A 26,109-nucleotide genomic window follows, 5' to 3' on the forward strand; every position below is an offset into this window, starting at 1 on the left:
GTACTATTTCTTGTGTCTGCCTTCTAGATTTAAACCAATATCTGCAAGGGTTTTTCCTTTTTCCCTTAACAATACCAAGAGGTGGAAAATCAGGTCAGAGCTTTCATTTACAAAATCAACATCAGTTTCATTTAGTGCAGCAATAACAGTTTCTACACCTTCTTCGCCAACTTTTTGTGCTATTTTGTTTAGCCCTTTTTTGCGTAGTGTATTGACATAAGATTCATCAGAAGGGTTTTCGTACCTGTCTTTAATGATCTGCTCGAGCTCAAAAATGAAGTTCTGGTTATAGTTAGTTTTAAAGCAGCTGCGGGAGCCAGTATGACAAGTAGGTCCAACAGGTGTAGCTTTAATCAATATCGTATCATTATCGCAATCAATATGTGTTTCCTTTACAAAAAGGAAGTTGCCACTTTCTTCACCTTTAGTCCACAGTCGGTTTTTAGTGCGAGAAAAGAAGGTCACCTTACCCTCGGCCTGGGTTTTATCCCAAGCTTCCTGGTTCATATAACCTAGCATTAAAACCTCCAGTGTTTGCTCGTCCTGTATAATTACAGGTACCAAACCCTGTGTTTTTTCGAAATCTATTTTCATAACCTTACCGGTATGTTGTGTTTTTTTAATTCTTCTTTTAAAAATGGGATAGGAATTTCACCGAAGTGAAAAACTGAGGCCGCCAGTGCAGCATCTACGCCGGTTTGTAAAAATACCTCTGTAAAATGCTCAACTTTTCCGGCACCGCCAGAGGCGATAACAGGAATGTTGATAGCGCGGGCTACTTTATCCAGCAGGAGACAATCAAAGCCATTCTTTGTCCCATCGTGATCCATTGAAGTTAATAATATCTCTCCAGCGCCCAGACTTTCAGCTTTAAGGATCCAGTCTTCCGTTTCCAGTTCGGTAATTAAGCGGCCACCATTTAGATGAACCATGTTACGACCATCAACCAACTTAGTGTCGACTGCAAGCACCACAAACTGCACTCCAAAGGCTTTTGCTAAGTCCTCAATTAATTGAGGATTTCTAACTGCAGCCGAGTTGATGCTGATTTTATCAGCACCAGAGTTTAAAAGCGCTTCGGCATCGGCAACCGAGGTAATCCCCCCTCCAATGGTAAAAGGGATGTTCAATTGTCTGGCCACAGATTTCACCATTTCAATGGTTGTACCTCTGCGTTCGTGGGTAGCTGTAATGTCTAGAAAGACCAGCTCGTCGGCACCTTGCTGTGCATATTGCCAAGCCAGTTCTACTGGATCCCCAGCATCTTTTAGGTCCACAAAATTTACTCCTTTAACCGTTCGCCCGTCTTTTACATCCAGACACGGAATAATACGTTTACTCAGCATCGGGTTATAAAGAAGTCATTTGCTTTAAATTCCACTGTTTAATCTCATCAATGGAAATTCTGTTTTCATAGATGGCTTTACCAACTACTACAGAGCGAATGTCAAGGGTTGCCAATTCTTCAATGTCAGCCATAGAGCTTACACCACCAGAGGCAATTAGTTTAATGAATGGAGAATGATCCAACAGTTTTCTGTATAAATCCATTGCTGCGCCACCTAATTTGCCATCTTTATTGATGTCGGTACACAAGAAGCGGAAAAAGCCTAATTGCAGACATTTATCAACGTAGTCCATTAGTTTTATAGGGGAGCTTTCCATCCATCCCGAATATTTGATCACCTCATCAAGTACGTCAATCGCAATAACAATACGGTTTGCATAATCGTATTTCTTGCCAACTTCAGTACTTAGTTCTTGTAAAAAGTCAGGATTGGTAATGGCCTGAGTACCTACAATTACACGGTGAATACCAGCGTCCAATAAATCGGTTACTTGCTTAATGGTACGGATACCGCCACCATATTGCACGCGCATATCAGTTTTTTGAATCACTTCAAATAAGGCAGCCTGGTTACTAAAGTCACCTTTAGCGCCATTTAAGTCAATGATATGTATAAATTCTGTACCATTAGACCGGTAGGTCTCTATCATTTCAGCGATGGAAACATCGTAAACTGTTTTCTGATTGTAGTCGCCTTCTGTTAGTCGGACAACCTTTCCATCTAAAATATCAATTGCAGGAATAATGTACATTTTATTGTTTTAAGTTTGAAAAATTCATTAATAAACGCTCTCCGGCGATACCAGATTTCTCTGGGTGGAACTGAACACCGTAGAAATTATTTTTTTGTATTGCTGCCGAAAATGGCATCCCATAGTCAGCAGTTGCGATGTCAAAAGTAGCGTTATATTCAATAAAGTACGAATGCACGAAATAAAATTGTGTGTCACTTTCAACACCTTCAAATAGTAAATTGTTTTGATGGCTGATATTATTCCAGCCCATATGTGGGATTTTAATCCCTTGATGCTTATCGAATAACCTTGTTTGTATAGGTACGATGCCCATTAAGTCGGCATTTCCCTCTTCCGAATGTTCGGTTAAGAGTTGCATACCAACACAGATGCCTAGTACTGGTTTTTTTAGTGCTTTAATGGGGGCAACTAATCCGGTTTGTTCCAGCTTTTTCATGGCCGCGCCGGCATGTCCTACACCGGGAATGATGATGTGTGTGTACAGATCCAAATCAGCTTCTGTATTCACCATTCCAAAAGGAATGCTCAATCTTTCCAATGCTGATGTCAGCGAAAAGATATTTCCAGCCCCATAATTTACAATTCCAATCATTATAATATCCCTTTGGTGCTTGGTAAGACTAACTTATCCGGGTCGCGTTTAATCGCCACCTTTATTGCTTTTGCAAAAGCTTTAAATATAGCTTCAATTTTATGATGTTCGTTATCACCTTCGGCTTTAATGTTCAAGTTGCATTTGGCTGCATCGCTAAACGATTTGAAAAAGTGATAGAACATTTCTGTTGGCATATCACCTACTTTTTCACGTTTAAATTCAGCATCCCAAACGATCCAGGCGCGACCGCCAAAATCGATGGCTGCCTGTGCCAGACAATCGTCCATCGGTAAGCAAAAACCATAACGTTCCAAGCCCAGTTTGTTGCCAATAGCCTTGGCAAAAGCCTCACCTAAAGCGATTCCGGTATCTTCAATGGTATGATGTTCATCGATATGCAAATCGCCTACTGTTTTGATTTTTAAATCAATACTACCATGACGCGCAATCTGATCCAGCATATGGTCAAAGAAGTTTAATCCCGTATGAATATCGGCCTTGCCAGTTCCATCCAGATCAATATTGATGCTGATCTTGGTTTCATTGGTGTTACGCTCGTGTGCTACTACACGACTTCCGGCTCGTAAAAAAGTATAAATATCTACCCAGTCCTGTGTTTGCAATGCAATCACATCACCTAGGGTATCCGCTTTGTCTAATACTTCATTGGCGCCCAATAGATCGTTGTTGCGGATCCAGATGGCTTTAGCACCTAAGTTCTTAGCCAGAATCACGTCATTGATGCGGTCGCCAATTACAAAAGAGTTTTTAAGGTCGTAACCTTCGGCTAAAAAATGTTGTAGTAAACCTGTGTTTGGTTTACGGGTAGGGGCATTTTCATGGGCAAAAGTCTTGTCAATAATTACCTCACTAAATTCAACACCTTCACTGGCAAGAGTTTTTAAAATGAAGTTATGGACAGGCCAGAAGTTTTCTTCAGGATGTGAATTTGTTCCTAAGCCATCCTGATTGGTCACCATCACCAAATCATAATCCAATTCCTTTGCAATTTTCGCAAGGTATTGAATGGCTTTAGGGTAAAACTCCAGTTTGGCAAAGGAATCTATCTGCTCATCCTCAGGTTCAGTAATCAGGGTTCCGTCTCTATCTATAAATAATACTTTCTTCATGGTTTAGGTTGGTTGATTTAGTTGATGTTTTTAAGCGCTTCTAAGAGCGTTTTGTTTTCTTCCTGTGTTCCGATCGTGATGCGCAGACATCCTTCGCACAGCGTCACTTTAGAGCGGTCTCTGATGATGATGCCTTCAGTTACCAATGCGTTGTACGTATTTAACGCATTCTCCACTTCAATTAGTATAAAATTAGCATCCGAAGGATACACCTTTTTAACCATAGCAAGTGCGGCTAGATCTTTACTCAAGCTTTCTCTTTCTGCAACAGTAATTTTGATCCATTCGTTTACCTGCTCAATGTTTTCCAAAGCTTTTAACGCTAGGTCTTGTGTAGCCTGGTTGATGTTGTAAGGTGGTTTTACTTTGTTCAATACATCAATTACCGGGCGGGCAGCAAAGGCCATTCCTAAGCGAAGTGCAGCTAGTCCCCATGCTTTCGAAAAAGTTTGTAACACAACCAGATTAGGATATTCTGTTAGTTCCTTAATAAAAGTCCGTTGTTTGGCGTAATTGATGTAAGCCTCGTCAATCACCACCAAGCCTTTAAAATTGGCCAATACGGTTTCAATATCAGTGCGTACAATTGAATTTCCAGTAGGGTTATTTGGCGAGCAAATGAAGATGAGTTTCGTGTTCTCGTCAACAGCTTCAGCAATGCCATCCAGGTCTAACTGAAAGTTTGGAAGCAGGTTTACCTTGCGTATTTCTACGTTGTTGATACCTGCTGAAACCTCGTACATGCCATAGGTAGGAGGCAGGATAACCACATTGTCTTGTTTGGGTTCACAAAAGGCTCTGAACAAAAGATCGATGGCTTCATCGCTTCCATTTCCCAGAAAAGTGTTTTCAATCGGTACTCCCTTTATTTTGCTAATCGCATCTTTCAAATCCAGCTGTAGCGGATCTGGGTAACGGTTGTAATTTTCTGAAAGTGGCGAACCATAACTGTTCTCGTTAGCATCCAGAAATATGTTGGCTTGACCTTTATATTCGTCCCTCGCGGTAGAGTAGGGGCGAAGGTTTTTTATGTTTTCTCTTTGTAATTTATTGATATCCATTTTAAAGCGATTTTAAACGAATGCTTACGGCATTCTTGTGTGCAATTAGTCCTTCTGCTTCAGCAAGAACTTCCACAGTGTTTCCGATGTTCCTTAATCCCCTTGGCGTAATGTGCTGGAAGGTGATTTTCTTCACAAAGGAATCTAATGATACGCCTGAATAAGCTTTTGCGAAGCCACTCGTAGGCAAGGTGTGATTCGTTCCAGAGGCATAATCGCCAGCGCTTTCAGGGGTTAAATTTCCGAGGAAAACGGAGCCTGCATTGCTGATGAGTGGAATAAGTTGTTCAAACTTATCTGTAGAAAGGATTAAGTGTTCAGGGGCGTAGATATTGCTAAATGCCAGACCTTCTTCAAGGTTGTCAACCAGCACTGCATACGAATTTTCGATGGCCTGAGCAGCTATATCTTGCCTTGGTAGTTCCTTTAATTGCAATTCAATCTGTGCTAATGTATCGGTTATGATTTTACTTGACGTAGCTACTAGAATGGTCTGACTATCAACCCCATGCTCAGCTTGGGCAAGTAGGTCTGAAGCGATGTATGACGAATTGGCAGTCTCATCCGCGAGTACTAAAACCTCTGAGGGGCCCGCTGGCATATCGATAGCTGTGCCAGCCGCAGATTGTACCAATTGCTTAGCTTGAGTTACATAGCGGTTGCCCGGTCCAAAGATCTTGTAAACCTTCGGTACGCTTTCTGTTCCATAAGCCATAGCTGCAACTGCTTGCGCTCCGCCTACAAGGTATATCTTTTCGATGCCCAGCAATACGGCTACATAAGCCAGATAACAATTGGTTTTACCATCTTTTTGAGGCGGAGAACAAACCACTATTTCTTTACAGCCAGCAAGGATTGCAGGTATCCCAAGCATTAAAAAAGTGCTTGGTAAAACTGCTGTTCCTCCAGGGATATAAAGTCCCACACGTTCTATTGCTCTGGTTTCGCGCCAGCAGGTAACACCTGGCATGGTCTCTATTTTATCCTCCCTGTACGACTGCGAAGCGTGAAAGGCTTTGATGTTTCTGTAAGCCGTGTCTATTGCTGCTTTAGCCTCAGTTGGTATGGTAGCGGCAATGCTGTTGATCTCTTCTTTTTCTATAAAAAGCTGCTGAAGCTGCACCTTGTCGAAAGCCAGTGCATAATCAAACAAGGCTTGATCTCCTTCTGTTTTAACCCGGTCAACAATGCTTTCAACCCTTTCAAGAATGGTAACATCATCTTCCAGCTGTCGCAAACAGATGGATTCAACTTCCTGTTTAGTTAAATCTTTATAACTATAGATTTTCAATGTTTTATGTTTTTGGTTTAACTATTAGTTAATGCTTGTTTTAGCCCTTAGGCTATCATTTAAGCAATGATTTTCTCAATAGGCATCACTACAATTCCTTGGGCACCGGCGGCTTTCAGGCTATTGATCTTTTCCCAGAAATCGTGTTCAGCAATTACCGAATGCACAGCAACCCATTCATCATCAAACAAGGGAACAACGGTCGGACTTTTTACACCTGGTAATAAATCCACGACTTTTTTAAGGTTAGTTTTTGCTACGTTAAGCACCACATATTTGGTCTCTTTTGCACGCAGTACCGACCGGATTCTTTGTAGCAATTCTTGAACTTCAGGTAGTAAATCTGATCCTGCTTTTCCAATCAGAATCGCTTCAGATTTCATCACTTCCGAGAAAGGTTTTAGTCCGTTGCTTTTTAAAGTTCCGCCTGTAGAAACGATGTCGCAAATGGCATCACTCAATCCAAGTCCTGGACCGATTTCAACTGATCCGGAAATCGTCCGAACTTCTGCATTTACATGATTTTCTTTTAGGTATTTTTCAAGGATAACCGGGTAAGATGTTGCGATGGCTTTACCACTTAATTGCGCAATCTCGGTAATTTGACTTTCGTTAGGAATGGCAATTTTTAAAGTACATTTACCAAAACCTAGTTTTTGTAGGTAGGTAACTTCGGCACCAGCTTCAACAATTACGTTTTCGCCAACAATGCCCAGGTCTGCAATTCCATCTTGTACATATTCAGGAATGTCATCATCTCTTAGGAAAAGGATTTCTAAAGGGAAGTTCGTAACAGTTGATATTAGTGAACTTTTGTAGTTCTCGAAGGATAAACCACAATTTTTAAGGATCTCTACTGATTTTTCGTTTAATCTACCCGATTTCTGGATAGCTATTTTAAGTGTTTTCACTGTATGCTTTTAGAATTATTGATTGAACAAGAAAATATTTTCGGAAACAAGTTTTGAAGTACAAAACATTACATATACATCGCCAATTGGCGATGGTGCAAATGTAAATGATGGTTCAAAAGGTGTTTCATATAATATCTTAAGTTCCTTATCAACAATGACTAGCATTATGAGGAGCTGCAAATATATGGATTGAAATGGCAATACCAAATTAATTATACAATTTTAGTAGTTAAAAAGTGAAATAGGGGCGGGCTATAATAAAAACTGTATTGCGGTTAGCTCTTTGCCTAATCTCTGCACGCCTTTTAATATCCGTTTGGTTTGATTTTCTGATGGCTTTTTAATTCCATTAATATATTGAGACAATAGGCTTTGGCTCATTCCGATGCGTTCACTTAATGCTTTAGCATTAATTACCTTATAAAATTCAAAGAAACTTGCCAGATCAGGCTTTAGTATAATATCATCCATTTCAAAGGAGAAGTCCTCCTCAGTAAATGTTAAATTAAGTGCATCGAGAATATTAGCCTTTAATTCTTCTATATCTTCTGCTTGTGTTCCGATGAAGGAGTTGTTTAAGTTGATACTAGCACTAAATCCAGTTTCCTCTTTAATAACTGTCATCGTTACTTTTGGCTTCTTCATCTTTTATCTGTTTTAATATCTGATTGTTTAAGTATGCCGCTAAGCAATCCTTTTTTTATTTCGGTGTTTCTCTTGCCTTCTTTCATTGGTGTTTTGCTTGCTTGCAGCGAACTTCCCCAGATTAAATTATAAAAACACTATTTCTAAAGGTCTCTATCGATTTTTAGTTTTACGGAGTTTATTCCTGAATGGCCTAAGAATTCATGATGAGTTTACTTAATGGCAACTTATTTCCCGCTTAATTAACGGACATTAACCGGACACTACTCGACTCCAGCCAAGTAGTGTCCGAGTAATGTCCGAGTAATGTCCGGGTAACGTCCGGGTATATAGCGCTCGCAGATCGGTTGCTTAGAGTTAACTGTAAGGAAAATTTTAGGACGCTAATCTGTCCGCTTTCTCAATAGTTATCTTTATTCAATATATTTTTTACGTAACTTGTTGGAATTTTTGTACTTTGCATTGAATTTATCCCTTTCAAATGATCAGTAAAATAAAATTAGCAGCTCTAGTTTTTTCTTTCTCTCTTGGTGTATTAAAAGTAAGTGCACAGGATAGTCCCATTAAGATTTCATCTAAAATAAATACGGATAGAAGTGTCGATATATCCTTTGAAAAACAAGATCCTGGTACCTATACCGTTCTTGTTAATTTTGGGGATCTGACCAATGCTGATGGCTCAAACGAGCAGGATGTTACCATCAAGGGGTATTCCGGAAATTTACTTACCCTGAAACCTCGAAACGCAGAGCAAGGCATTGGATATTCTTATACTTCGACTTACATCAGAGGCAAGTTCGAGCCAAAATATGATGTGAATTTTATTTACGTCTTGCCTTATAAATCGGGGACTAAGATTAGGATTGCTGAGGCGGAGTTTGTAGGTGCTAAATATTTTGGAAATACGACACCTGCAGATTGGAAGGTTTATAATTTTTACAGTAAGGTTCAGGATACCGTGACAGCGGTAAGAAAAGGGGTTGTCGTAGATATCAAGGATCTGCATGAAAGTGAAAATTCTGGTAATTTGGTTTACAGTAGTAAAAGTAACAGTATGATTATAGAGCATGCTGATGGTACACTTGCTACCTACAAAGGATTTAAAAAAGGTAGTTTTGTGGTCGAAGTTGGTCAGACTGTTTTTCCAGGCACCGTGCTTGGGCTGAATGCTAAAACTAATCCAAAGAGTGATTTCCATATTTCACTTATGCTGAGCTATCTGAAATCAAAAGAAATTGATCGGACAAGAACCCTTCAAAACTCCAAAAGTCTATATGGCTTCATCACGCCACGCTTTTCTACCCAGGAAGATCCAAATGTTATTCTGGAAGCTAGAAAGACATATATTGCTGCTCTGCCAGTTGAAGTACTAAAAAAGGAACTGACTAAAAAGGAACTGAAAAAGCAGGGTATTAAGTAGCTTAATTTGATTAATGGCATTGTAATTGCAAATAAACATTATTTTTGCAGTCAATATCACCATTTTGAAGAAAACCCTATTTTTACTAATCCCAATTTGTTTATTACTAAATGCCTGTAACTGGTTTAAGGATACACCGGAAGTCGGTTTGGTTCTGGCTAAGCATTTTGACAATAAGCTCTATAAAAAATTTGATACTGCTGAATATAACGTCGTTTTTAAAAGACATTTTGATTCTTTGCAGGGCAATTTTTCTAATCCGAATACGCTTAAAACGTATTACATCCGTAATAATAGTGAGCCACGCCTGGTTACTAAGTATTTTGTGAGTGGCGCATTAGACTCCCTTCAAAATTATATCAGCAGAAGCGAAGAACACGGTTTTAATCCAGAAGTATTTGGATATAAGAAATTAAAAGCACTACTAGAAATGTTGGCCGATAATAAGTTTAACTCCATTGCAGAGGTTTACCCTGTCGTTGCAGATTTAGAATTGAACGCGGCAGAGAGTCTGATTAAGTACAATAATTTTGTTTACTATGGCAGTGTAAACCCACGTAAATTACTTTCGCGCTATTATGTGCCAGTAAAAAGACCTGATAGTGCAAGTATGACGGCTGTGCTGGGTACTGATGACCTGCAAAAATTACTTATTTCCATTCAGCCGAGTTCGGAGAAGTATCGCGAATTGCAGCAAGCAATGTTAAAGCTGGAGAAAAAAGGGAATAAAGATAATCAGACTTTAAAAACCATACAAGTGAATATGGAAAGATTGAGGTGGAAATTGCCCGATCTTGGGGAAGAGTATGTTGAAGTGAATATTCCTGATTTTTCTTTGACCTGGTTTAGCAAGGAAGATACGTTAAGCCACATGAAAGTATGTGTGGGCGAAGCACGTGAAAAGGACTACGCTGAAAAAATAAAGTTATATACTAAATCTGGCAATCTGGATGATAAGCCAAAAAATCATGAAACGCCAATATTGTACAGTAAGCTAAACTCTATTCAGGTAAACCCAATATGGAATATTCCGGTAAGTATTGCCAGGAATGAAATTTACTGGCAAGCGGTTAAAGACCCGTATTATCTTTCTAATAACAACATTAAGGTTTATTACAAAGGAAAGCAGGTTAATGATCCGGATACTATACAATGGAGCAGGTACCCAAGAGAAAAGTTGCCATATCAGTTTAAACAAGGATCAGGTGAGGGGAATGCCTTAGGTAAATTCAAATTTATATTCGACAATGGGTCGAGCATTTACCTACATGACACCAATAATAAAAGTGGATTTTCTCGGGGCAATAGAGCTATTAGTCATGGTTGTGTGCGGGTAGAAAAACCTTTAGAGTTTGCCGAAATGATGGTTAAAGATAAATATCAGTACGATCAGCTGCGGATGGAAGTAAACTTGCCGCCAATTGATACCACAAAAATGGAGGTGTTCCATAAAAAAATGGCAAAGAAGGCTGATACATTAAATATATTCAAGTTAAAACCTAAATGGTTTGGAACCAAAAAGCCGATACCATTGATCATCAATTACATTACTGCATGGCCACAAAACGGAGTCATACAATTTAGGGAAGATGTTTACGGATTAGACGAAACTTTATATGCAGCTATGAAGAAATTCATGTAAAAGTATTAACTTTGGTTTTTAATGAATTTCCTATACCCAGGTTTTCTTTTAGCACTACTGGCAATAGCCATCCCTATTGTAATTCATTTATTCAATTTCCGGAAATTTAAAAAGATCTATTTCAGTAATGTACAGTTTCTTACGGCTGTTCAGGAGCAAAATTCATCTAAAGAAAAGCTGAAGAATTTACTGGTTCTGCTATGCAGGGTATTGGCCATTATTTTCCTGGTGTTGGCTTTTGCCAGACCTTTTATCCCTTCATCAAATCTAAATAATATAAATGCGGCGGGTAATCTGATCAGCATTTATATTGATAATTCTTACAGTATGGAAAGCCTGAATAAGGAAGGAAATCTACTGGAAGAAGCCAAGCGTAAAGCGAAGGAAATTGCAAGGGCTTACGCGATGACGGATCAGTTTAAACTGGTAACGAATGATTTTGAGGGTAAGCACCAGCGGGCAGTAAATAAAGAAGAATTTATGAGTTTGCTGGATGGCATAAAAATTTCGGCAACCAGCAGATCTTTACTACAGGTGATCAATCGTTTGGAGACTGATCAAGCTGCAAATAAAAACGAGCAGGCTTATTTGCTTTCCGATTTTCAGAAAAACTTTGTGGGTACGCAGCCCCTTAAAACGAATAAGGATATCAGCTATTCATTTATAAAGTTAAATGCAAATAGTCTGCCCAACATATCAGCAGATAGCATTTGGAGCATCTCGCCAGTTCATTTGCCCAACCAAATAGAACAATTTGTGGTGCAACTTCAAAATTATGGTGATGAGGATGCTGTAGATGTACCTTTAAAGTTAAGCATCAATAAGCAGCAAAAGGCGATTGGCAATGTGAATATTCCAGCCGGGAAATCTTTAAAAGACACACTATCTTTTAGCGGCCTTAAGGGCGGATGGCAAAAAGGCACATTAAGTATCAAGGATTTTCCGTTGACCTTTGATGATGAATTGAATTTTACTTTCAAGGTAGCGGAGGATTTGAAGGTGTTGAGCATTAGTGGTAACCCCGCAGATAAATATATCCGTTCGCTTTTTTCGGCCGATGCTTATTTTAAGCTTACAGAAATGCCAGAGTCTAATATCAGATATTCGGCTTTCCCTGAGTATAGCCTGATTGTATTGGATGGATTGAAAGAGCCTTCATCAGGATTGGCCCAGCAGCTAAAGCTGTATATAGAAAATGGTGGTTCAGTTATTGTATTTCCTGATTTGGACGCCAATGCTGCAATATATACTCCATTTTTAACTGGCTTGTCACTACCCGCTGTGCAGCAGTTAAATGTTGGTCCGGCAATAGCCAGTACCATCGATCTTAAGAATTCTGTATTTAAAGATGTATTTGAGCAGGTTCCAGAAAATATTGATTTGCCGGTTGTGAACAGGTATTTTAGTTACGCAGAGCAAAATACCAGCAACAAGGAGAACATCCTTAAACTGCCTCTTAATAAATTTCTTTTTGCAAGGTATAATCTGGGGGCTGGCAAAGTGTATTTGTCTGCAAGTTCTCTAGATGCGAAGGATGGCAACATGGCCAGACACCCCGTTTTTGTTCCACTAATGTTTAAAATAGCTTTTGCCAGTAGCAGGGAGCAGCCATTTTACTATGTAACTGGAAAAAGCAATGTGCTGGAAAGCGCAAAGATCAATTTAACTGGCAACCAATCTTTAAAACTGGTTTCGTCTGGCTTTGAGGTGATCCCTGAGGTTAGACAAACACCGGGGAAAACGCTTTTATATGTGGCAGACCAGGTGAAGAAATCGGGCTTTTATGAGTTGAAGAAGGCAGATTCTGTATTATCTGTTGTGGCATTTAATGATGATAGGACAGAGTCCGATATGCATTATGCTGACAAAAATGAAATTAAAGCCTTGTTTAACAAGCAAAATATAATGTTTTATAATTCTAAGAAAGACGCATTATCTATGAATATAGAGATGAAAAATAACAGCAGCGAGTTATGGAAACTTTGTCTAATTTTGGCTGTTGTTTTCTTAGCCATTGAAATCCTATTGATCAGATTTTTTAATCCTACAAAAAATATACAAACAACATGAATCTTCTCATCACAGGCGTAACCATTGCCGATCCCAACAGTCAATTTAACCAGCAGAAATGTGATGTACGTATAGAGCATGGCAAAATTACTGCTGTAGAAAGCAAATTGGGCACCTTGACAGCGACGAAAGGTGAAACCATTTTTGATGGTTCGGGCTCGGTACTTTCACCGGGTTTCTTTGATTTGAACTGTGCTATCGGTGACCCCGGAATTGAAACTAAAGAAGACATCTATACCGCAACAGCAGCTGCGGCTGCTGGAGGGTTTACTGGATTGGCTGTTTTGCCACATACCAAACCGGTGGTTCAATCTAAGGGTGAAATTGCTTATATCATTAATAAGGCGAAAGGTAATTTAGTAGATGTATTACCGGTGGGGGCGGTGAGTCAGGATTTGGAAGGCAAAGAACTTGCCGAGATGTACGACATGAAACTGGCCGGTGCAGTTGCATTTTCTGATGGTACAAAAGCAATCAGCGATGATGGCTTTATGAGTCGTGCGCTGCAATATGCAAAAGGGCTAAATGGTTTGCTGATGGTATATCCTGAAAACAAATCCATAGCTGGTAAATCACAAATCAACGAAAGTAAGAACAGTGTGCTGTTGGGTATGAAAGGTCTGCCTGCTTTGGCAGAAGAAATGCACATCAGCAGAGATATATTTTTAGCAACTTATCACGATGCGCCAGTACACATCAGCAATATTTCTACTGCGGGTTCTGTTGCACTAATTAAAAAAGCTAAAAAAGACGGGGTTAAAATCACTTGCGATGTGGCAGCACATCAGCTGGTGTTTACAGAAGAGCTCTTAAACGATTTTGATAGCAATTATAAGGTGAAACCTCCTTTGCGTGGTAAAACTGATATTAAAGCTTTAATAAGTGGTTTAAAAGACGGAACAATTGATGCGGTAAGCTCACAACATCGTCCACATGAAATTGAGTTTAAAGATGTAGAGTTTGAAATCGCTGCTTATGGCATTATTGCTTTGCAGACTGTATTGCCGTTATTGCTTAAAGCAGGACTGGATGCAGGGCAGATTGCCGAGAAACTTTCAGTAAACCCGCGCACCCTGCTAGGTTTAGCTGTTCCGGTGATTGAAAAAGATGCAGAAGCTAATTTTACCCTTTATAATGCCACTGAGGAGTGGTTGTATAACTCAGAGAACAACTTTTCTAAGTCGGCAAATTCGCCACTACTAAATAAAAAATTAACCGGTAAAGTAAAGCTGGTATACAATAACAAACAATTACAATCTTATGGATAACTATGTAATGTTCTTGATTTAACCTATATTAGACCTGTATTATGAAATAAAGGGAAAAAAAAGGGAAAATATCATGGCCACATTCAAAGTCATTACAGAACCATCAATTAAGACAGAAATTGTAAGAGATAAGGACAAGAAAGAGATTGGTATTAAAAAATATGTTTATTACGCAATCTCTTTTGATGAACCTTTTGAAGGAAAGTTAAGCCACTATCGAAAGGAGAATGGTTTAAAAAACTATGATATTTCCTTGGTCCGCGGTGATGAAGATGATCAACGAAGAAATGAACAGCTCCTTTTAAAAAAAATCAATAAGGATTTAGCTGAAGGCATAGACCCAAAATATAAATTCGCTCATACCGTTGCAGCAGAAAAAGCAAAAATTGAAGAAGCAAAGAAAGTCGAAGAATCTAAAGTTAGTTTAGATGATGCGATAAAATTGTTGAAAGAGTCTAAAGGTTATAGCGGGATAAGGATAGCAAAGGGGAAGGAGATAACCGCCACGCACTATTTAAGTTTATATAAAAACAATTTCAGACGTTTCTTACAATTAATCGGAAAAGAAAAAGACATTAGAGCAGTAACAAAATCTGATATAAAATATTGGATTGATATACATTTTAATTACACTGGTGAGCACGTGCGCAAAGATGGTAAACCAATGTTTGGTGAATGGTCTTCAAAATCTTGCTTAAGCGGAAAAGCTAGTGTGTCATCTATGTTTAGTGTTCTGGTTGATAAAGATATTATAGCTGTCAACCCATGTTTTGGTGTAAAAGTTAAAAGCGATTCGGAAAAAAATATCTTAGATGAAGATGATGAAGTAAAAGATGTGTTTGAACTTTGGACACAAGAGGAAATGGATATTTTCTTTTCAGATTCAGATGATATAAACCGTTTGTATTTTTCAAACATTGGTAAATGTATCTACTACAGTGCCATTCGTAAATCTGAATTATTTAGGGTAACTATGAATATGGTAGATTTTGAAAATGAATGCTTTTCAATCCCAGCAAAATTTACCAAATCAGCTAGAAAATATAAAAATGCTAATGAATTGATAAATATTGATATGCCAGATTCTTTGCTACCTTCATTAAAAAAATGGGTTAATGCTCGTTATCCTGATGGCTATAATGGTGAAAGTTTTCTATTTCCCCACAAATTGAAAACATGGCTACCAACTGATTATTATACTTTTAATACACATTGGAATACATTTAGGGGTAACCTACGAAGAGAATATGAAGGTTTGTTCATGAAAAATATATATGCTCTTAAACATAATGGACTATCTGCATATTTTCATGCCCTAATTAAAAGAAAGGATTTAACCCCTGCTGAAGTTATCTTAAAAATGCAAGCACAGGCTAGACACAGTTCATTCAGCGAAACAGAAAATTATTTAAGAAATCATAATTTATTATTCAAAGAGAAGCGAGAGAAGGCAAACTTCTAAATACAGTGGGGGTTATTTACCCCCATTTTTTATATAAGTAAGGGCCTTCAGCTCTAATCGTTTTTCGTAAGCCTCAAAATCTAACCGTTCCCTTTCCTTTTTACTGATACGCTGTTTTGGTTCGATAGCTGGTTGTGCAAAGAATTTGATCGTGGGTTTTAGATCCACTGTTAATGTTTTCATCATTTCCTTAATCTCTATTAGATCATTAGATGGTGGCAAAGAGACTGCCTTAGCATGGGCTAGTTGCATTATCAAATTATCGATATACATTTTGTCAGCCATTCTTTTGGCTTTGATTTGTGCGACGTAATTTTTAAATGATTGCCCCTGCCTTCGTAATTTAAGGTTGTTTTTTAAATTTTTCCCCATAATCTTTTTGTTCTAGGCTAATTTTATTAGTATTTTTAGGGTATGAAAATTGTATTAAGATTTCTTGTTACTATGATCATCTCCACTGGAGCTTTGTTTGCTGCAATGAACGCAAAGGACGGCCCATGGATGGGATTTGTTGTCGCTTTTGGTGTATGGGTGCTTTTCTTCTGGTCTTACTCTAGGCATTCAAAAAAAATGGCTGAACGGAAATTTCGCGAAAGAATGTTCGAACAACACATGCGCAGCAATCAATACAATAACCGCAGATAATTCAGTATTTGCACTCCTGCAAAATCTGGGCTGTATAACTTTCGTATAATTTTGGTTTATAAGTACGCATTCCTGAACGTAATCCGGAAGCTATTTCAAAAGCATTTAATGAGATTTTAGTCCCGAGGAATTCATATACTTTATCCCTGTAGCTTACACGAATTGTTTCCGGTTCAATGTACTGGATGTTACAAGTTCTGCCTTTAATTCCTGTCGCCATTTTCAAGTCTGCCAGGTGGCCGAATATCCCTGAACCCATTAACAGGCCAATTTTCTTGCTCTTAGATAGCCCTCGTAGTACTTCAATATGGCTGTCATGGGGTATGTGGCCGATGGCAAGAAAGAGTAAAAGATTCGGCTCAGGGAAAGCAGTGTAGTTCAGATGAAGAAAGCATATGGCTTCCATTGCGGACTGGCAAACAAATAATTTCCTGATAAGGGCAGGATTTTCCTGTCCTGCCCTCCAAATTGATTTACTAACGGGGGTAATGTGAAAATCGTCACCAAAACATTCCTGATCGGTTCCATAAGAAAACACCAGGTTCCCTTGCTGATCTACCGAAAATGTATTCTCAAAGAATGAAACCACTTCAGGTCTGATACCGATCCTGATTAATTGATCATTCATTACCTGGACAACCCAGTTTTATTCTTCCTCTGCAGGTGTTCAATCGAGTCATCCAGCGAGGCATCTAAATTCTGTTTGGAGTACTGTTCCTTTAGTTCTTGCAAAGCGTTGTCATAACCTTCGCTGAATTTTCTGTTTTCAGCATTATAAGTGTGCAACTTGCCGGACAAAGATTTAAGCCCTTCGAACAGCAAGTAGCTTATTCCTCCATCGAGAATTATAGAAGCAATAATAGCTACCCTGTTGGATAATATTCCTTCGCGCTGAGTCCCGGTATACCGGAACACTGTGCCATCAGAAAGCTCAACTTCCTTGCCTTTCCGGTATGCTTCCTTTTGGGCAGGAGTGAGTTCTTCATTGTTGACCAGGTCAGGAACGAGTATTTTCTTGGTGTCTGTGGTGACAAACTCATGGGTTTCCTGATCAAATTCAATAACTACTTCCTTTTTTCCGATGATGGGATCATTTACCTGTTTCCAGATCACATTGACCGTTCCATCTTGAAGCTGTGCAGCCTCTTCTTTGGAAACGTATTGAGGACGGACATCCTCAGACTGTTTATAAATGGGATGGAACATGACGTCCAGTTCTCCCTCGTTGGTCTTTTGCAGGGAGATTTTAGCATGGACTTCATCCAGGGTCTGGCCCCCGTCACTGATCCCATGGAGCTTGACCACCTGCGTTCTGACGCCGCTGAGCAGTGCCAGGAAGTCTTCCTTAATTAATAGTATCCTGCCGTCGGATGCCAGTCCTATTTTTTCCAGCAGGGGTAATGGTAAAGCTTCAGCCTTAAAAAGTTTTCTGTTCATGGTGTATGGATTTGGTTTTTGAATTCGTTTACGATTTCCTGTACATCGTTAATAATACTGAGGAAGTTGTTGCGGAGCACTTCTTCTGATTTGCCCTCAAAGTCATAGTATAGCGGCATGTCCCGGTATTGTGCTTCCTCCTTTTTAATCGCTTTAAGGTCTAAATTGATCCGGCAGTTCACAGCAGTGGTCTCATAAGTCCCGGTGTACTGGGGGCGTGTTTCCGCTGCCACTAGGCCGACAATTTCCCCTGCTTTTAGGGAGGCGATCTTGCCTGCCGGGATTAAAGGTTCCAGTTTCTCGCTAAGCGAGGTCGAAGTCTTGTTCCTGTCAATAGAAAGACTTTCGTTCATCTGCTTCACCTTCCCGAACAGACGTTCCAGCCATTCCAGTGTCTCCTTATTGCGGACTGCGCCGGAAAGTACGTTTCCAACAATCGAGGTGATCACAGCGGCAGCATCCTTGCCATACTGCTGTTTGAGGATAGGGATTTCCTGCAATCCTAGAATTACTGAAAATTTCATTTCACGGGCACTCTGGATCGTAGACTCAATCCTGTGCAAGTAAACCGATGAAGCTTCATCTACGACCAGCGCACTGGGTAGGTTGCCCATGCTGTTCATCAGCCGTGTCATCCGGTTAAGTACCACGGCATAACAGGCAGAATTAATGTTCTGTGTGGAGGGGTCATTTGCAAGTACAAGCACCCCGGGATCTTTTGGGTCTGAAAGCTTAAGGTTAAAATCATCACCTGAAAAGACCCAGAAAGTTTCCTTCGTCGCTAGTCTGCCTATATAGACCCGCAATGTACCGATCTGTCCCTCCAGCTGATCAAATGCTTTTAACTGGTAAGCACTTTTGAAGGGGGCGAGCAGAGAAACCAGTTCGGGTTCAGAGAAAAGTGCCCTGAATATCTCCGCATAGCTACAGTTAAGAAAAGCCAGTACATGGGGCAGGGTAGAATATCGGCCTTTCTGGAACTTGCTGAAGAAATAGATACAGGCAGCGAGGAAGTTGATAGAGGATTGGGTAAAAAACTGGTCACTACCGCCACTGCGATCACCTTTTTTCATCGCTTCTACTAGTGCTTCCGCGGTTTCACTGGCATCAGCAAGCGTGCGCAGGTAATCAGGCCGGAATGGATTGATCCTCCTGCTTTTTTCTGGTTCTACAAGGTTCAGTACATGGAACTTATGTTTTTTGTACTTGCCATTCTGCCGGGCTAGAAGATAATGAAAGTACACCAGTTTACCCAGATTCGGGTGCTTCAGGTCGTATACGGCAAGACTTTGTTCAAAGGCAATTAGTTGCTTCAGGATGGGATTGAATAACCCGAATGTCTTACCTGATCCGGGTACACCGACTATCAGGCATGATCTGGCTAAATTGGGCAGATTGAGCCATCCGTTCCATACCTTAGCTTTGTAGTAGAACTGCATCGGGATATTAATTACCCCATCTCCGGTTAACTTTTGAAGGGATTGCATGAAGCTTTCACCTTCAGTATTCCATTTGTCTTTACCCAGTCCTGAACGGATCATTTTGGAAACATTGTCCAGGGATAAACTGATGGTCAGTGTGCCGAGGAAGGAGCAGAACATATAGCCGAAATTAAACCAGGTGGTGTTGGCGAATGCATAGCCGGATGGGCGGCCAAACAGGAATATGCTTCCAAAGAAAAGGAGTAATCCAGCGCTGAGCGGGTAAATAATATGCTTTTTTGGATCAAGGTTTGTCTTCTTTCTGGCAAGCGTCCCGATACTCACCAGGCAGATCAGGATTAGGGTAGCCAGCTTGCTGTTCAGTAAAGTTTTGTAGACAGCTATTGTGCTGAGCTTATAAATTACGGGATGAAAGATTCCCCACATTGGAAGGTCACGGTAAATAAAAATGGCCGCCTCTAAGGCGACCATTCCATATATTGTACAGCGCAAAAAGCCGTGCAGCTTTTGCATTTCCCTGGTTTCATCCATAAGCATTGTTATTCTATAAAAGCTTGTTGTGTAGTTTTTGGCTCTTAATGCTAAGAAGATCAGTGATTTGCTTTGCATTCAGATCTTCCTTATATTTATGTTGTAGCAGTCGCTGCAAATCGTAGAAGATTAAGATCGATCTGGATAAAATTCCAAATGTTAAATTTTGTAGTTGTGAGAGCCACATGGGAAATGGGCTATGTTATCCCAAATGATAATGATTTGTATCGCATGGTCTGCGTTCAACACCATGAATATGAGCAGATTTATCCTGTTGATGATTTAAATTATGACGAAGAACAAAATAATTCCAGCGGCTTCTTTTAAGCTGAAACAACAAAAGGCGTTCAGAGTGACGCCTTTTGTTATATATAACACTATTGCGGATTTATTTATTTGTTAAAACCAAGCTATGATCTTTCAGAAATGAAATTGCCAATTTATAAGCGTCCTGATACCTGTCAGGATATTCGCGGGACTGAATTGCCTTACGTTCTTCGAAGATGGTAGCAGACATTGTATATTCTTTTATGTAAAATCGTTCAAGGACTTCAGAAAGCGGCTGCTTGCCCCATGCATCTTCGACCTGGCCATCAGGATGAATGATTATTGCGTGGCAAAAACCTAAGCGACTGCCACATTCATCCGCATACTTCATCACATCAATACCTGCTGCTGGTAATCCTGTAAGATTCATCAATGCATCGGCAAACGGCACACAATTTCCGTGAGAAAACTTAGAGGCTAAATATGCCGGAATTTCTGGATTTTGCCTTTTTGGAATAGTATCCAAAAAAGTTGGATGTGCCGATATCGCTGAGGTAGCCTTTTCGATTTCAGTATCGTTTGCTTTAACTCTCAATGGCAATTCTCTTAGAGCTTGTTCGCTATAACAACGCGTGTCAATATACGCTGTAGGGGTTCTTGTACGTTTTCCAGCAATGGGCTGAATTACATACTTATTAAAAGCCATAATGCCTTTTTTGCCGGTAAAATCAAATACAACATCCCTGTTTGTTTCAACATAAACCCGAACAGGTGTCATATTCTCCACATCAGCATGTTGTTCTGTAGTTAACCAATCCACTTGTAACATCCAGCCAGTTAATCGCGCCAAGGCGATTGCAAAATCAATTCCATCGGAATTTTCCCAGCGTTTCATCATTACATCGGGAAACGTTTTGGCTTTAATATTGTTCTTAGCTTTCATGATTTAAAGATATTGATTTTGCAATTGTAGCTTAAACTTTTGGACTTCCGAAATCGATAATAGGCACTCTTCCAGCTAAAGGGTTGGTATCAGTCCGACCAAGATAATAATCGCGAACAACTCTGGGTATTCTGCCAATGTAAACATCTTTCCAAACCAGTTTTCCATCGATTTCTGTTGCATTCATTAAATATTCATTTACGGTTTCGTCATCTCTCATATAATAAATTCCATAAACACAACTGTCGAAAGTAATCAAACCATTATCCACCTGATCCTTAAAAAGAATCAAATTTGTCCCTGCTCCACCGGACTTCACGCTAGGATAGATCAGGCCCTTAGCACCGGATTCTTTTAAAAGCTGAACATAAGCGGCAGATATATTGTACTGCCATGGTTCATCAACATGGACCTCCTTACTAAATTGTTCGCAGATAAAATTGTCAATTGCATACAATGGTAAAATATACTCTTTATAACTGCCAAGGATTCGGTGGAAGGTATTATGGCGGTCTTTGCCTGCATTACTAAGGTATGTCAGATTTTTGGCTCCTCCCAGAAATAGAAATTCTGTATCCTCTGCAAGCAACCAATTGCCAGTAACGAAACGGTGCTGACGCAATCCTCCAAGTCCCAGGGGTAGGGTTTCCATGCCAGAACAATTATAGGCTTCAATTATTTCTGACGCTATACAACCATAGAAGATCGATTCACCGTCAAAATTACAGCGACCCATTGCTGAGCCATTAGGATTATAAGAAATACGCTGTATATCTTTTGGGAAAAAATCTTCTTGTTCACCATCCAACAATACTGTTCTCTGAACAAAACGTCCCTTTTCGACTTTATGCTGGACGCCAATATGCTTGTATAATTTTCCAAGCAATTCCTTTATCCATTCAGCTTTTATATTTTTTAGGTCCAGATTCCTAAGTTCATTCAAAACTTCGTGAATTTCTTTGATATTGAGGTCGTTAACCATATTTCAGCATTGTTTGTACAAAAATACAGCTAATTATTCAATGTATTCTCACATGGTATCCGCATTCAGGATTGCTGCGTATTTGAGCGAAAGTGTGATGTACCTACCAGAGATCTGTTTCTCGGTCATTTCTATATCCAGCATTTTGTTACCCGGAAAGCTAAACTTCTTAAAGACAAAGACGTTTCGATAGTGTTTTTGAAAGCCAGGGGACTTATATAAAGAGAATTCTGGCCTGATCTCTACTTCCTGAACATTACTGGCCTTGTTTACCTTTTTGTCCCTGATCTTAAATCGGATCTCATCGATGTCGTATTTTAAATTGGTGCGGTTTGCCCATGAAACGTCGAGAAAGATATAATCCCCAAGTGTTGCTATCTGGCTGACCCTGCCTTCCAGGCCAAAAGCTTTACTTTTTGCAAAATGCCCCTTAGGTTTATCACCAATGAACTGCAGGGCATAATCCTTTAATTTATGCTGAGAAAGTGATATGCCACCGATGTCAACGGGAGTGGTATGTTCTGGAAGGATCTCAATATTGGTTTGTGTTTGTGTTTCTGGATTTGGCATATATACGATCAGGTACTGAGCCAGGAAACTTTCGCCAGCAATGGTCACCACTGCATTTTTTGGAAAACCCGCTTTGTCTTTGCTTAATGAGTCCGGAATGTATTTGAGCCTGACAACATTCTTTAACGGGATGTCACCAGCAATGCTGCAGGAGGAGATGTCTACGTATTGCACAGGTTCAGGTGACCTGAAATGGACAGAGGCATTTGGAGGAAGGTAAACTATTGGGAGCTGCGCTGAGACAGTCAATGCCTTTAGGAGTAGTATGGCAATGGAAATGATGAAGGTTCTCATGAGGATTGGGTTAGGATTAATAATTTTGCTGTTGCGCCTGCAATGCCTGGGAATCGATCAGGTACAGGTAGGAGCTGTATTTGAGTTTTGCCTTGTTTTTGCGGATCAGGCTGGCAATTGCAGAGGAGGTGCTTTGGAACATTTTGTCAATCGTGCTCATCAGGAACTGGCTCTGATTCTGGGAGGAGCCCTGCAGATTGACCCCCTGCATGGAATTGCCGCCCAGGTCCTTAGTGAAATCCCGGAATGCGGATTCAGGGACATAAAGCCCTTTAAGTCCGTCCATATCGTACAGGTCCAGGTTAACAGGCAGGATTTTACCCCCGAACAGGATAGACTGTATGCTTAAAGTAACCCGTTGACCACCAAAGCCATTGATCTCTGCATACAGGTAAGTGCCTTTTTTTACCAGAAAGTTTCCGGCTTTGATATCCTCGAGCAAACGTAAGCGAATTCTTGATCCGGCATATCCGGTCAGGTTCTCATCAATGATCGCAGTTATAAAATTCTCCCTTCGCTGTGGCATTACTGTATTGAAAATCAGGGAGGGATCATCAGCCTTGGTAACTTCTAGTTTTTTCTGCTGCTTTTTAAGCATTTCTAACTTCTGGAGTTCTTCTGTCTGTTTCTTCTGCTGCTGGTATTCGGGATCAGCAGCTTTACTGATGCTGTCCATGTAAGACATCTGAGCCTTAAAAATCTCCATAGGATCTTTTTCCTTCGGCTGTACAACAGGATTCCTGACAGAAGTAGATTGCTGGTAACCGTTCAGGTTAGATAGTGCAGTAGCCAATGCCCTGTCCTGATCGGTCATGACGGTCTTTTGCACTCCCTGGTCGGCATAGGGCATTCCTCCGGAAACTAGAGGTACTGTTGATCCCGGCATTCCGGGATTGCCGGAGAGGAAGCGTTTTCTCATCGCCTGATCTATGGAGTCCAGTCCGCGTTCTTCAGCAATCGGGTTGATGGCTGTATTGCCGTCACCTTCTTTATACTGGTTGCGGTAGGCATCGAGTTTATTCGATAGATGGCCCTTTTGGACTTCGGCAGAAGCTTCACCAATGTTTCCCTGCATTCCGGCTGCTGACTTGACTTCCTTGGGATTGTCTTCTGTGCTGGACTTGTACACCATAAAAAAAAGAAACAGAAAGGGCAGGATGAGTAAGGGGATTACGTATTTTGGTTGTTTGAAATTGATGTTCATGGCTTTTGTTTTAAGGATTGATCAATCTGTTCAAGTTCAGCCAACGCAGATTCAAGCCTGAGCCCGTCTTTGGCTGTGAGGGAATCCTTGGCCACTATAGCTTCAATTTCTTTTTTCAGTGAAATTGTCCTGGCAAGGGAACTTCCCGCACGCATCATCCCGCTGAAGCTGTCTGAGACCGGCTGGGTTTTTACCGTTTGCCGAGGGGGATGGGCAGAACGCGGTTGTGGAGTCAGGATAAAGACGTAAACACAGGACAAAGGGATGAGGATGAGCATAACTACATAGCAATGGTAAGGATACGCCTTTAACAGCGATTGGAATTTTTCCATTCCTTTGTTGTAATAGATGGCGAATTCTTTTCGCAGTTCGCCAAACAGGGTCACCGAAGGATCCCTGTTAGAATGTATTTTTCTGAACATTTTCGAGGTCTTTATTTTCTAATGTTTTCCAGCCCGTGATGAGCAGGCCATGTGGGTTATTCTCACTTCTGGGTATATCTTTGAGGTATCCTTCTGTGATCAGCGAGCGCATAATTGTACTGCTCCTGCGGTCTATCTTGAGCTTGCCGTAATACCTGAAGTACTGTCTTTCCGGATCGATGAAAATGGAATCCGTCTGAAGGGTGAGTACTGAACTGGAAGATAAGATGGAGGTAAAATAGCCGCGCTCCTTGAGGTTGTTCAGTTGCTGCATACCCGATTCATCAACCAGATACATAGCCTTTTTCATCTGGTATTCTATGTATTTATCATCAGGGGTAACAGAGAAAAAAATAGAATGGAACAGGTCAATGTGCGCCTTATATTCTGCTGGCCGGTTCATCTGGACATCAGTCTGCCGGGCCAGGATCGGGATGTTACCAGCCAGGATGTATACGCTCTGCCGGGCATTCACAACCTGCTTCCAAGCGAAAAAGCTGACCACAGCAGAGATCAGTAAGGAGCAGATCAGGCTTCCGATGGCTACAACAGTAGCCAGCCGGATCTTTCCTTCAATACTTTTGATAATCATAAATTTGGGGTAATTGGTTAGAATAATTTGCCCGAGACCTTCCTTGCGGCGTTCATCATGGTGACTGAACCCCGGCCGAAGCTTGAAGTAGCAGAACTGATACCGGATGTTGAGACGATCCAGGTGGAAATACTTGGAACAGTGAACATGCATACTGCACCGATTACAAATACAATGATTACCGTTCCGAAGGAGATTACTCCATTTCCGCTGAGCAGCAAAAACTTCGTCATATTGGGCGCAACACCTTCCGCACCTACAAGTTCCTTGTACTTACTGATCTCAGAGGTCATGGCATACTTTTGCATCAGTGCCATGATATACATGATCAGATAAGCAATGCCTGTATAAAGGTTAACTGCTACAAACCGGGCGATCCATGTACTGAAGCTGTCCCGGAACGCGGGCAGGATACTTGCCGCTACCGCAAAGGGACCAAGAATGATCAGGATGGTGGAGTAAATGATCTGGATGATAAATATGACGTAAACGGCAATCCGCAGTAACCATAGGGCCAGGAGCTCCAGAAGCTGTGTCATCATCAGCTGCAGCTGAATGGAAAGCCTGTTCTTTAATTCAAGAATGGGCGAAATTACAGTTGTAAACCCTTCTTTTACTGAACTGGGGATCGCATCCCAGGCACGATCGTACCATGTTTCGGATTCTTTTTGTGCGACCTCCGTCTCAGCCTGCAGGGAGTAAAGGCTATTGGCCACCTGGATCATCAGATTTGCCCTGGTGTAACGCAGGTTATTGACGTTGGTCTGCTCGCTTTTGAACATCTCCTCGGTTCTGACAGTAACAAGATCAGTCGGAAAGGCAATGACCTTCACAAATACTCCCCACCATAAAATGACCATGACTAGTCCGAAGGGTCTGAGTAAAGGCATTACCTCCAGTTTCTTGTCACCGGCCATCATCTCATAAGATTTAATGGCAAAAAATATAATCATAAAAATTGCGGCCAGGGCCTTGGCATCAGTGATGAACATCGCGAAATGTGTCCAGACGGAATCTTTCAGGCCTTTCAGGAATACCATCATACCCGATTCATAAACGCCATTCCCTTGCAGGAATTCTAAGGAATTCTTGTAATCGGGGTTAATAGGCGGAGCCTGGGCAAATACAGAGATACTGCAAAATACCAGGATCAGCAGTATCAGATTTTTCTTTTTCATA

27 protein-coding genes are annotated in these 26,109 nt (G+C 40.6%); 7 read left to right on the forward strand and 20 right to left on the reverse strand.

All coding sequences use genetic code 11. The features are described from left to right. Window positions 1–3: 3 nt before the first annotated feature. The 9 genes from hisIE to EZ444_RS05675 form a co-directional block, all read right to left on the reverse strand. Complete coding sequence (hisIE, locus tag EZ444_RS05635) at window positions 4–594, reverse strand: bifunctional phosphoribosyl-AMP cyclohydrolase/phosphoribosyl-ATP diphosphatase HisIE (RefSeq protein WP_131607737.1); 591 nt, start codon at window positions 592–594, stop codon at window positions 4–6. Further along, window positions 591–1,346: an imidazole glycerol phosphate synthase subunit HisF gene (gene hisF / locus EZ444_RS05640; RefSeq protein ID WP_090781515.1), complete on the reverse strand. Its 756-nt coding sequence runs from the start codon at window positions 1,344–1,346 to the stop codon at window positions 591–593. Before hisF ends, hisIE begins: the two co-directional genes overlap by 4 nt. 4 nt (window positions 1,347–1,350) lie before the next feature. Further along, the gene (hisA, locus tag EZ444_RS05645; protein WP_131607738.1) at window positions 1,351–2,100 is read right to left on the reverse strand and encodes a 1-(5-phosphoribosyl)-5-[(5-phosphoribosylamino)methylideneamino]imidazole-4-carboxamide isomerase; all 750 of its coding nucleotides are present in this window, start codon (window positions 2,098–2,100) and stop codon (window positions 1,351–1,353) included. A gap of 1 nt (window position 2,101) precedes the next feature. Beyond that, window positions 2,102–2,695 (reverse strand): imidazole glycerol phosphate synthase subunit HisH, encoded by a 594-nt coding sequence (gene hisH, locus EZ444_RS05650; protein WP_131607739.1) that lies wholly within the window; start codon window positions 2,693–2,695, stop codon window positions 2,102–2,104. Further along, window positions 2,695–3,828: a bifunctional histidinol-phosphatase/imidazoleglycerol-phosphate dehydratase HisB gene (gene hisB, locus EZ444_RS05655; protein WP_131607740.1), complete on the reverse strand. Its 1,134-nt coding sequence runs from the start codon at window positions 3,826–3,828 to the stop codon at window positions 2,695–2,697. The genes hisH and hisB overlap by 1 nt, the downstream gene beginning before the upstream one ends. Window positions 3,829–3,845: 17 nt before the next feature. Next, entirely contained in the window at window positions 3,846–4,889 is a 1,044-nt protein-coding gene (gene hisC / locus EZ444_RS05660; protein ID WP_131607741.1) for a histidinol-phosphate transaminase, read from the reverse strand. Window position 4,890: 1 nt separating this feature from the next. Continuing rightward, window positions 4,891–6,180: a histidinol dehydrogenase gene (hisD, locus tag EZ444_RS05665; protein ID WP_131607742.1), complete on the reverse strand. Its 1,290-nt coding sequence runs from the start codon at window positions 6,178–6,180 to the stop codon at window positions 4,891–4,893. Window positions 6,181–6,239: 59 nt separating this feature from the next. Then, window positions 6,240–7,091, reverse strand: coding sequence for an ATP phosphoribosyltransferase (gene hisG, locus EZ444_RS05670; RefSeq protein ID WP_131607743.1), 852 nt, complete (start codon window positions 7,089–7,091; stop codon window positions 6,240–6,242). Between the two features lie 255 nt (window positions 7,092–7,346). Continuing rightward, on the reverse strand, window positions 7,347–7,739 hold the full coding sequence (locus EZ444_RS05675; RefSeq protein ID WP_131607744.1) for a helix-turn-helix domain-containing protein: 393 nt from the start codon (window positions 7,737–7,739) through the stop codon (window positions 7,347–7,349). Between the two features lie 481 nt (window positions 7,740–8,220). Between EZ444_RS05675 and EZ444_RS05680 the strand changes: the two genes are divergently transcribed. From EZ444_RS05680 to EZ444_RS05700, 5 genes are all read left to right on the forward strand, one after another. Continuing rightward, window positions 8,221–9,159, forward strand: coding sequence for a peptidoglycan DD-metalloendopeptidase family protein (locus EZ444_RS05680; protein WP_131607745.1), 939 nt, complete (start codon window positions 8,221–8,223; stop codon window positions 9,157–9,159). A 64-nt stretch (window positions 9,160–9,223) separates the two neighbouring features. Then, a complete protein-coding gene (locus EZ444_RS05685; protein ID WP_131607746.1) occupies window positions 9,224–10,801 on the forward strand; it encodes a L,D-transpeptidase family protein in 1,578 nt (525 codons plus the stop codon). Between the two features lie 21 nt (window positions 10,802–10,822). Next, a complete protein-coding gene (locus EZ444_RS05690) occupies window positions 10,823–12,871 on the forward strand; it encodes a BatA domain-containing protein (RefSeq protein WP_131607747.1) in 2,049 nt (682 codons plus the stop codon). Next, window positions 12,868–14,139, forward strand: a complete 1,272-nt coding sequence (locus EZ444_RS05695) for a dihydroorotase (RefSeq protein ID WP_131607748.1) — start codon at window positions 12,868–12,870, stop codon at window positions 14,137–14,139. The genes EZ444_RS05690 and EZ444_RS05695 overlap by 4 nt, the downstream gene beginning before the upstream one ends. 73 nt (window positions 14,140–14,212) lie before the next feature. After that, window positions 14,213–15,601 (forward strand): site-specific integrase, encoded by a 1,389-nt coding sequence (locus tag EZ444_RS05700; protein ID WP_131607749.1) that lies wholly within the window; start codon window positions 14,213–14,215, stop codon window positions 15,599–15,601. Between the two features lie 12 nt (window positions 15,602–15,613). Here the strand turns inward: EZ444_RS05700 and EZ444_RS05705 are convergent, their stop codons facing one another. Next, window positions 15,614–15,886 carry a hypothetical protein gene (locus EZ444_RS05705; protein WP_165503535.1) on the reverse strand — a complete coding sequence of 91 codons (273 nt, stop codon included), beginning with the start codon at window positions 15,884–15,886 and terminating at the stop codon, window positions 15,614–15,616. Between the two features lie 159 nt (window positions 15,887–16,045). Here EZ444_RS05705 and EZ444_RS05710 point away from each other — a divergent pair, with 159 nt between their 5' ends. Next, on the forward strand, window positions 16,046–16,246 hold the full coding sequence (locus EZ444_RS05710) for a hypothetical protein (RefSeq protein WP_131607751.1): 201 nt from the start codon (window positions 16,046–16,048) through the stop codon (window positions 16,244–16,246). Window position 16,247: 1 nt separating this feature from the next. Here EZ444_RS05710 and EZ444_RS05715 read toward each other — a convergent pair whose 3' ends face one another. From EZ444_RS05715 to EZ444_RS05725, 3 genes are read right to left on the reverse strand one after another with little or no spacing between them, the layout of a single operon-like run. Next, a complete protein-coding gene (locus EZ444_RS05715; RefSeq protein WP_131607752.1) occupies window positions 16,248–16,874 on the reverse strand; it encodes a hypothetical protein in 627 nt (208 codons plus the stop codon). Then, entirely contained in the window at window positions 16,874–17,683 is an 810-nt protein-coding gene (locus EZ444_RS05720; protein WP_131607753.1) for a DUF4099 domain-containing protein, read from the reverse strand. The genes EZ444_RS05715 and EZ444_RS05720 overlap by 1 nt, the downstream gene beginning before the upstream one ends. Further along, window positions 17,680–19,734, reverse strand: a complete 2,055-nt coding sequence (locus EZ444_RS05725; protein ID WP_225874646.1) for a type IV secretory system conjugative DNA transfer family protein — start codon at window positions 19,732–19,734, stop codon at window positions 17,680–17,682. Before EZ444_RS05725 ends, EZ444_RS05720 begins: the two co-directional genes overlap by 4 nt. 96 nt (window positions 19,735–19,830) lie before the next feature. On the opposite strand from EZ444_RS05725, the gene EZ444_RS27140 reads away from it, so the two are divergent. After that, window positions 19,831–19,983, forward strand: a complete 153-nt coding sequence (locus EZ444_RS27140) for a hypothetical protein (protein ID WP_165503536.1) — start codon at window positions 19,831–19,833, stop codon at window positions 19,981–19,983. 61 nt (window positions 19,984–20,044) lie between these two features. Here the strand turns inward: EZ444_RS27140 and EZ444_RS05730 are convergent, their stop codons facing one another. From EZ444_RS05730 to EZ444_RS05760, 7 genes are read right to left on the reverse strand one after another with little or no spacing between them, the layout of a single operon-like run. Continuing rightward, on the reverse strand, window positions 20,045–20,866 hold the full coding sequence (locus EZ444_RS05730) for a hypothetical protein (protein ID WP_131607754.1): 822 nt from the start codon (window positions 20,864–20,866) through the stop codon (window positions 20,045–20,047). A gap of 31 nt (window positions 20,867–20,897) precedes the next feature. Next, window positions 20,898–21,848 carry a hypothetical protein gene (locus EZ444_RS05735; RefSeq protein WP_131607755.1) on the reverse strand — a complete coding sequence of 317 codons (951 nt, stop codon included), beginning with the start codon at window positions 21,846–21,848 and terminating at the stop codon, window positions 20,898–20,900. A gap of 48 nt (window positions 21,849–21,896) precedes the next feature. After that, a complete protein-coding gene (locus EZ444_RS05740) occupies window positions 21,897–22,712 on the reverse strand; it encodes a DUF4138 domain-containing protein (protein WP_131607756.1) in 816 nt (271 codons plus the stop codon). Window positions 22,713–22,728: 16 nt separating this feature from the next. Next, a complete protein-coding gene (gene traM / locus EZ444_RS05745; RefSeq protein WP_131607757.1) occupies window positions 22,729–23,916 on the reverse strand; it encodes a conjugative transposon protein TraM in 1,188 nt (395 codons plus the stop codon). Continuing rightward, entirely contained in the window at window positions 23,913–24,338 is a 426-nt protein-coding gene (locus tag EZ444_RS05750; protein WP_131607758.1) for a hypothetical protein, read from the reverse strand. Before EZ444_RS05750 ends, traM begins: the two co-directional genes overlap by 4 nt. Further along, a complete protein-coding gene (gene traK / locus EZ444_RS05755) occupies window positions 24,316–24,930 on the reverse strand; it encodes a conjugative transposon protein TraK (RefSeq protein WP_131607759.1) in 615 nt (204 codons plus the stop codon). The genes EZ444_RS05750 and traK overlap by 23 nt, the downstream gene beginning before the upstream one ends. Before the next feature lie 17 nt (window positions 24,931–24,947). Beyond that, on the reverse strand, window positions 24,948–26,108 hold the full coding sequence (locus tag EZ444_RS05760; RefSeq protein ID WP_131607760.1) for a plasmid transfer protein: 1,161 nt from the start codon (window positions 26,106–26,108) through the stop codon (window positions 24,948–24,950). Window position 26,109 lies beyond the last annotated feature (1 nt).

This window comes from Pedobacter hiemivivus (assembly GCF_004331685.1).
Taxonomy (GTDB): domain Bacteria; phylum Bacteroidota; class Bacteroidia; order Sphingobacteriales; family Sphingobacteriaceae; genus Pedobacter; species Pedobacter hiemivivus.